General features: G+C 41.6%; 6 protein-coding genes and 2 pseudogenes. 2 read left to right on the top strand and 6 right to left on the bottom strand.

The window, feature by feature from the left end; translation table 11 throughout:
* Window positions 1-354: 354 nt before the first annotated feature.
* The 5 genes and pseudogenes from ACJAT7_RS16880 to ACJAT7_RS16900 form a co-directional block, all read right to left on the bottom strand.
* Complete coding sequence (locus tag ACJAT7_RS16880; RefSeq protein WP_415227973.1) at window positions 355-1170, bottom strand: FTR1 family iron permease; 816 nt, start codon at window positions 1168-1170, stop codon at window positions 355-357.
* 15 nt (window positions 1171-1185) lie between these two features.
* Window positions 1186-1515 (bottom strand): cupredoxin domain-containing protein, encoded by a 330-nt coding sequence (locus ACJAT7_RS16885; protein ID WP_415227974.1) that lies wholly within the window; start codon window positions 1513-1515, stop codon window positions 1186-1188.
* 416 nt (window positions 1516-1931) lie between these two features.
* On the bottom strand, window positions 1932-2783 hold the full coding sequence (htpX, locus tag ACJAT7_RS16890) for a protease HtpX (RefSeq protein ID WP_415227975.1): 852 nt from the start codon (window positions 2781-2783) through the stop codon (window positions 1932-1934).
* A gap of 370 nt (window positions 2784-3153) precedes the next feature.
* A pseudogene (locus ACJAT7_RS16895) lies at window positions 3154-4033 on the bottom strand (DUF1848 domain-containing protein).
* Between the two features lie 111 nt (window positions 4034-4144).
* A complete protein-coding gene (locus ACJAT7_RS16900; RefSeq protein ID WP_415227976.1) occupies window positions 4145-4291 on the bottom strand; it encodes a hypothetical protein in 147 nt (48 codons plus the stop codon).
* Between the two features lie 247 nt (window positions 4292-4538).
* Between ACJAT7_RS16900 and ACJAT7_RS16905 the strand changes: the two genes are divergently transcribed.
* Window positions 4539-5216: a haloacid dehalogenase type II gene (locus ACJAT7_RS16905; RefSeq protein WP_415227977.1), complete on the top strand. Its 678-nt coding sequence runs from the start codon at window positions 4539-4541 to the stop codon at window positions 5214-5216.
* A 285-nt stretch (window positions 5217-5501) separates the two neighbouring features.
* A complete protein-coding gene (yghU, locus tag ACJAT7_RS16910) occupies window positions 5502-6359 on the top strand; it encodes a glutathione-dependent disulfide-bond oxidoreductase (protein ID WP_415227978.1) in 858 nt (285 codons plus the stop codon).
* A 76-nt stretch (window positions 6360-6435) separates the two neighbouring features.
* Here the strand turns inward: yghU and ACJAT7_RS16915 are convergent.
* Window positions 6436-6715: pseudogene (locus ACJAT7_RS16915) on the bottom strand (TetR/AcrR family transcriptional regulator); the annotation flags it as partial.

Here is a 6715-nt window from a genome sequence, read left to right on the forward strand (position 1 = left end):
CGATATGTTTACGATAAGCTTCTAGCACAATAGTAACCTCTTGTTGCAGCGAAAGAATTCGCCTTATGGGGATCGTTTGATATAAGTTTGATATGAGATTTTTCCCGAAAGTATACCGCATCAGTAGACCAAATAATATAAAACCCACCATCGAGAGTAGGCTAAGTTACAAAAATGTTAACACAACCCTTGATCTGAAAATTTATTTCACATCAAACAGGTTGCTCCCCACAGGGCAGTAGGTACCACCTCCTGTATTCCAGTATTTTTTATAAATGCAGAGAGGATTAATTTTAACCTATGCAAATAAAGAGGAAATGAATAGAGTTGGTCTTATAAATCACAGTGTGCAATTCAACGACAGCGTAGAGCAGAGCGCTGTTTAGATAAATACATAGCAAGTGTAATAACAATAAAGGTAGTTACGTAAAAACTCAGTTGGATCGCTGTAGGCCGATCTTGGTAGCCTATAAGTACATGCAATACTTGCCCCGCCACTGAGTGTTCGGAGAGCAGTGACGCAGTATTCCAGATCGGGTGTTGTGCTGGTAACCAGCCTGCCTGAGACAAAAACCCAGCGGCGCTAGCGGACATACCACTGGCTAAAAACAGTATCATCCAGCCTGTTACAGTGAATAAACGCTGTGCCGGTATGCGCAGCAAACCGAAATATAAGAGTGCGCCAAAAACAGATCCGAGTATCAACCCCAAGACGCTGCCAGCAAGTAATGAGATGCTATCGCTGCCACTGGCAGCCAGTCCATAGACGAATAATACCACCTCGGAACCCTCACGCAATACTGCCAGACCAATAGCAGTAGCCAGAAAATACATAGGTAACTGCCCACTGGAAACGTTTTTACCCACATTTTTTAAGTGACCGACCAATTCTCCGGCATGTTTAGACATCCATATATTATGCCAAGCCAACATTAAAACTGCGCTAAATAAGATAGCCGCACTCAATAATTCTTGACCAACGCCATCAAAAGTTGAAGATATTTGATCTGCAACGGCGGCAACTATTAAAGCTCCCAAAAGGCCTCCGGCAACACCGCCCAACACCCAGCGATTGCGCTGCAATACACCTTGAGTCGCAGCGAGCACAATCGTTATCACCAGCGCGGCTTCCAACACTTCACGAAAAACAATAATGGCTGAACTTAACATATTGATACCCCTTAATTATTTAACGATAAGTTTACCGTGCGCGCTTTCTTCATGAAATTCGCCAACAAAGGGGTACTCACCCGCATACAGAGGTCCGACAAATACCACCCCTTCCGAGTTACCGGGGATAATTTTTTCTCTATTAAGTTTGTGGCTTTCAAATTCCTCTGGCGTAGCATCTTCATTCTTGATCACTAATTTAACTCTTTCATCCAATGGAATAGTCAATGTACTTGGTTCAAAATTATGATTTTTGATAGATAATTCAAAAGTTTGCGTTTCTGCCATTAGGGGAGAGCAAATTGCAAGGCCCAAAAGAGCCGCAGGTAAAATTGATTTATTCATGGAAACATCCCGTGCAAATGATAATCATTCGCATTATAAGCGGAATGCATATGGAGTCAACCATAAAAATAAACTCACCACATTAAATTAATCTGAATAAGTTATTGCCCTGCACTGCGTTCAATAATAATGATTTCAAACCAGCCCGCCATCATTTAGCCGTCGCAATACCTATCCCACGTAAGCGTTCAATTAAATCTTCCCCACTCTGGCTTCTAGATTGATATGCTAAGGTGATAAACGGGATGGATTTATATTAGGAAAGTAGCCATTGCGCTTAAATGTGGTTGCCACGCGCAGCGGCTTTCAGGACCTGAATTATTTTAACAGGTTATACAACGAGTGAGTTGCTAATGAGTTATCAATAGGATCACCTGCTTCTGAGTTATCTCTGGCACATGGTGTTAGCGTTAGCATTACGCTTGCCTTTGTAAAGCCTTGATCCTTTTTTCAAGTGGGGGGTGACTCATCAGCAGCTCAGAGAACGCTTGTTTACCACTGATACCGAAGGCAACTAACTGACCATTAAGCTGACTTTCGACTTTATCACCTTGTAACCGCTTTAACGCATTGATCATTTTTTCTCTACCCGCTAAATGCGCGCCGCCTGCATCGGCATGGAATTCACGGTAACGGGAAAACCACATCACTATGATGCTGGCCAATATACCGAATATTATTTGAAACGCCATGACCGTCATAAAGTAAAAAAACTGGTTATCACTGCCCCTGCTTACCGCCCTTGCGACTATCCGCGCAAAGAAAAACACAAAAGTATTCATGACCCCCTGAAGCAAGGTCATAGTGACCATATCACCGTTAGCGATATGACTCATTTCGTGTCCGAGTACAGCTTCTGCTTCATCTGCAGTCATATTGTCTAATAAACCGCTGCTCACCGCCACCAAGGCATTATTTTTATTCATACCGGTCGCAAAGGCGTTAATTTCAGGAGAGTCATAGATGGCGACTTCCGGCATTCCGACCCCTGCTTTTGCAGCCTGTCTTTTAACGGTATTTAATAACCAATGCTCCTGCGCATTATGTGGCTGCTCTATCACATGCGCCCCGACACTTCGTTTTGCAATCCACTTGGATATCGCAAGAGAAATAAAAGAGCCCCCCAGACCAAATACAGCAGAAATAAATAACAGCCCTGCAGTATCTTGCAGATGAATGCCTAGTAACGGCAATACCACATTAAGAATAATGCCGAGCACAATAAGTATTGCAAAGTTGGTCGCAATAAACAGCAATATACGTTTCATAAACTCTCCCAGTCATATTTCAAACGTTCAACAATAGCTACAATCAAAGTTTAGATCGCTTCTCTCTTTAGCGTGATCTGCTATGCCATCAAAAACAGTTTAAGTATAGGCGAATCTTTGCCAAAGGTTTAATAAGTAACAGCCCGGCAGTGGATATAACGGCCTCCTTGTCGAATAAGCTGACTTGTCCAATCGCTATCCATTTTGGGCTAACGCTTATTACGAACATAAAAAGGACAAGGATAAAAGGCTCAGCACCACTGAATTTGCTATAAACAGGCGGGGTTTTAGTGGCGCTCCAGCTCAAGGCATTTTTAGAATAATTTACCTTGTACTTCAGCAGGAAAAAATAAATTGCTATCGATATCTTCTACTCCTCCGATAAGAAACGGGCTATCGGTGCAGTGCTTTTTTTATTATTTAACACTATTTTTTCATTAAAAGTTGCATAGCAATACGAACAGCCATGCAGACATGTATTGTACATTCCAATATCGACACTTTTTATACAATCACAGTCTTCTCGCTGACCCATATCTTTTCTGCCATTCAGGCTTAAACCAAAAAGCTTTTTAATCAAACCATCATCAATACATTTACCATGTGCGATACCGCAATGACTTAGATCAACATGCTCTGCACAACTTTGTATCTCCATTCCGTATTTTTCTGCCACCTTGGCCATATAGATAGAAAGGTCATGCAACAGTTTTATTTGATGGGTGATATCTGAATAAATAAAACCCTCAATTAAATTTAAATTTCTTTCTGTTTTTTTATAAAAATCAGAGAAACTGATCACCACGCGCTTGGTTTTTCCCTTAAGTAAAGAAGCTATTTTTTCAAACACTCTTTTATGTTCGTTAATATCAACCTCGTTTGAAAGTAAAATAGGATCATATCTCCAGATTACTTTTTCCGCGCCAATTAAATCACTTAACGCAATAAAGGTCTTAATTGCACGCTGAGGTCGGGGAACCGTTTTCTCCAGTGTTTTGGGGTAACCGGTAATAGTATATTGAAAATAATAATGATAGGGGCGCAAGTTCAGGTAAATGTTTCATTAACATTGCTGGATTTCTAGTCCAAAAGACAATCAGATCAACATCCTTTGGATCTAGAGACACTCTGCTTATTTGGTTCGCGTTAAAGGGGTTTCTGGTTAATAAAAAACCTTCGCGAATTCGATTCATAAACCAAGGTGTATAAAAGGCCGGTATATCAGTCCTCCTGCTCGCACTAATAATCATCTGCTGTATTCCAAAATATGAAAATCCATCAATTTGTTTGCCGGTATTGCTGATTGTAGCGCATTGCAATTTTTATAATCATCAGCAATAAATCAGGTGCCTGCAAGGTAATTAATGCGTCCCCATGAGTTTAGATATGCTCATACTAATCCGCAATATTAATTGATCTTTTTTTATTTTTGAAAGTGTGCCTTGAACAGCGGGACTTTTTTCTGGCTCAGGCTGCCCTCTTTCTGGCGCAGATCGTACTTTTTTCATTGACAGAAAAGCCCTTATTGAGCCTTCGTTCAGATACAGTTTGAACAGTCGTTCAAAATGTAGTTAAATGAAGGCTAACACAACCAGGAGATGCAAATGATCACGTTTTATTTTCACACTCCCCCTAATCCAATGAAGGTTGCGCTTTATTTAGAGGAAACAGGATCACCCTTTAGGTAAAGCGCCGTCAACACCCTCAACAAGAGGGATTATTCAAAACCACTAATATCGATTTTAGGAGATAAAAATGTCAGTGATACTTGCTTTTGATGTCTATGGAACATTAATTAATACACACGGAATAGTGGCTATTTTAGAAAAATGGTTAGCTAATGATGCACAGGATTTTTCTCAGACTTGGCGGGATAAACAACTGGAATACAGTTTTCGAAGGGGGCTCATGCAGAATTACCAAAACTTTGCGATTTGCACCCGTAATGCTTTGGACTATACCTGCAATTTCTATCGGGTGTCTCTTTCAAAAGAGCAGAAGCAGGAATTGATGGACGGTTATAAAACCCTGCCAGCCTTTGATGATGCAGCAAACGCGTTGGCGCAATTAAAGGATGCCGGCTTTAAACTTTATGCCTTTTCTAATGGCACTAAAGAGGCCGTTGAAGCGCTACTTACCGGTGCAGGACTAAGGCCGTTTTTCGATGGGATAGTCAGTTGCGATAATCTGAAGTCATTTAAACCTAATCCAGCTGTCTACAGCCATTTTTTAAGAGAATCAGGTGCCACACACAACCAAGCATGGTTAATATCAAGTAATCCCTTTGATGTGATTGGCGCATTATCTGCAGGGATGCGGTCTGCATGGGTACAGCGTTCCCAGAATGCTATTTTTGATCCTTGGGATGTTGAGCCAACGGCGATTATTAAAAGCCTTAAAGAGCTTGCAGGCGTGCTGCCCAAGCAGAATTAAAACACAGAACCCGGCTTTTGATACTTGTGCCGGGCTCTGCCCCTAATTTTATATATTCTTTTATGCCTATTTATTGCCAAATAGGCAGCTTTTTGGCCTGCCGCGTTTTTTTAATAACCTTAACCTCACGCTTTTGTAATGGCACCGACCTTGGGATTAAATTGTTGAACATATGTTCAACATGGCTTGATCAATGAATTTTATGCGGTTAGCATAGAGGCATCTGAACGAATGTTCAGCTTATTTTTTACAATAGCAAATACAACTACTCTATGAGGAGATACTATGGGAAGCGAATACACTCCAGCAAAGGTTTGGACCCCTAACAGTGAAAGCGGTGGTACTTGGGCAAAGATAAACCGTCCAGTATCAGGGGCAACACATGATCAAGCGCTTCCTGTCGGCGTTCACCCTCTGCAGCTTTATTCAATGGGAACACCCAATGGTCAGAAAGTCACTATTATGCTTGAAGAGCTTCTGGCTTTAGGTCTTTGTGAGGCTGAGTATGATGCCCATCTCATTGAAATTGGTGAAGGGCAACAATTCTCTTCCGGTTTTGTCGCGATCAATCCAAATTCTAAAATTCCTGCCTTATTGGATCGTTCCACCGACAACCCCGTTCCCCTCTTCGAGTCTGGTTCAATCCTTTTGTATCTGGCTGAAAAATTTGAGCGTTTTTTACCAGAAAAACTTGAAGAGCGCGCTAACGTATTTAACTGGTTATTTTGGTTACAAGGCGCTGCACCCTATTTAGGCGGTGGATTTGGACATTTTTATGCTTATGCACCGGAGAAATTAGAGTATCCAATTGACCGTTTTACCATGGAAGTTAAACGTCAGCTTGATCTGCTAGACAAACAATTAGCCGGAAAACGTTTTATCGCAGGTGATCAATACAGTATTGCAGATATCGCGATTTGGCCATGGTACGGAAACTTAGTATTAGGTAAGCTCTATGACGCCGCCGAATTTTTGGATGTTAATAGCTACAAAAATATTCAGCGTTGGGCAAACGAAATAGCGCAGCGCCCGGCAGTAAAGCGCGGAAGAGTCGTAAACCGCACCTGGGGAGAACCTTGGGAACAGGTTCGTGAACGCCACAATGCATCTGACATTGACGATGCGTTTAATCAAAAAGGCTAGAAAATCAGCAGATCTTTGCATACTTTTGCAAAGATCTGTCGGATTTTTCTTTATAAGCACACTGGCTTAAAGCAAATTATCCGCGAACTATGCTGCTGTCAAAAATATCATCAATAAGGGCTTCAATAGCCTGGGCATCATCGTTAGCACCCGCGTAGGTGCGTAACCCCATTACCTGAATTTGCAGATATTGAGCCAGATGGTTTGGATCTTTAGAGGCGCTTATTTCCCCCTGTTCAATCGCTTCTTTAAAGATTGCCGCAAATTCGGTTTCTATCAGGCTCAGTAATCGTTTAGTTTCCGACAACAGTTCGGCATTTTCAACGGTCAGTTCAGCAACGGATTTAACCAGCATG

The sequence above is a fragment of the Psychromonas sp. genome (genome assembly GCF_047632995.1).
Lineage (GTDB): Bacteria > Pseudomonadota > Gammaproteobacteria > Enterobacterales > Psychromonadaceae > Psychromonas.

Excerpts from the sequence above, each read along its gene's own strand:
- htpX (WP_415227975.1), bottom strand. The coding sequence starts at position 2,783 with ATGAAACGTATATTGCTGTTTATTGCGACCAACTTTGCAATACTTATT.
- ACJAT7_RS16880 (WP_415227973.1), bottom strand. The coding sequence starts at position 1,170 with ATGTTAAGTTCAGCCATTATTGTTTTTCGTGAAGTGTTGGAAGCCGCG.
- ACJAT7_RS16900 (WP_415227976.1), bottom strand. The coding sequence starts at position 4,291 with ATGAAAAAAGTACGATCTGCGCCAGAAAGAGGGCAGCCTGAGCCAGAA.
- ACJAT7_RS16885 (WP_415227974.1), bottom strand. The coding sequence starts at position 1,515 with ATGAATAAATCAATTTTACCTGCGGCTCTTTTGGGCCTTGCAATTTGC.
- ACJAT7_RS16905 (WP_415227977.1), top strand. The coding sequence starts at position 4,539 with ATGTCAGTGATACTTGCTTTTGATGTCTATGGAACATTAATTAATACA.
- yghU (WP_415227978.1), top strand. The coding sequence starts at position 5,502 with ATGGGAAGCGAATACACTCCAGCAAAGGTTTGGACCCCTAACAGTGAA.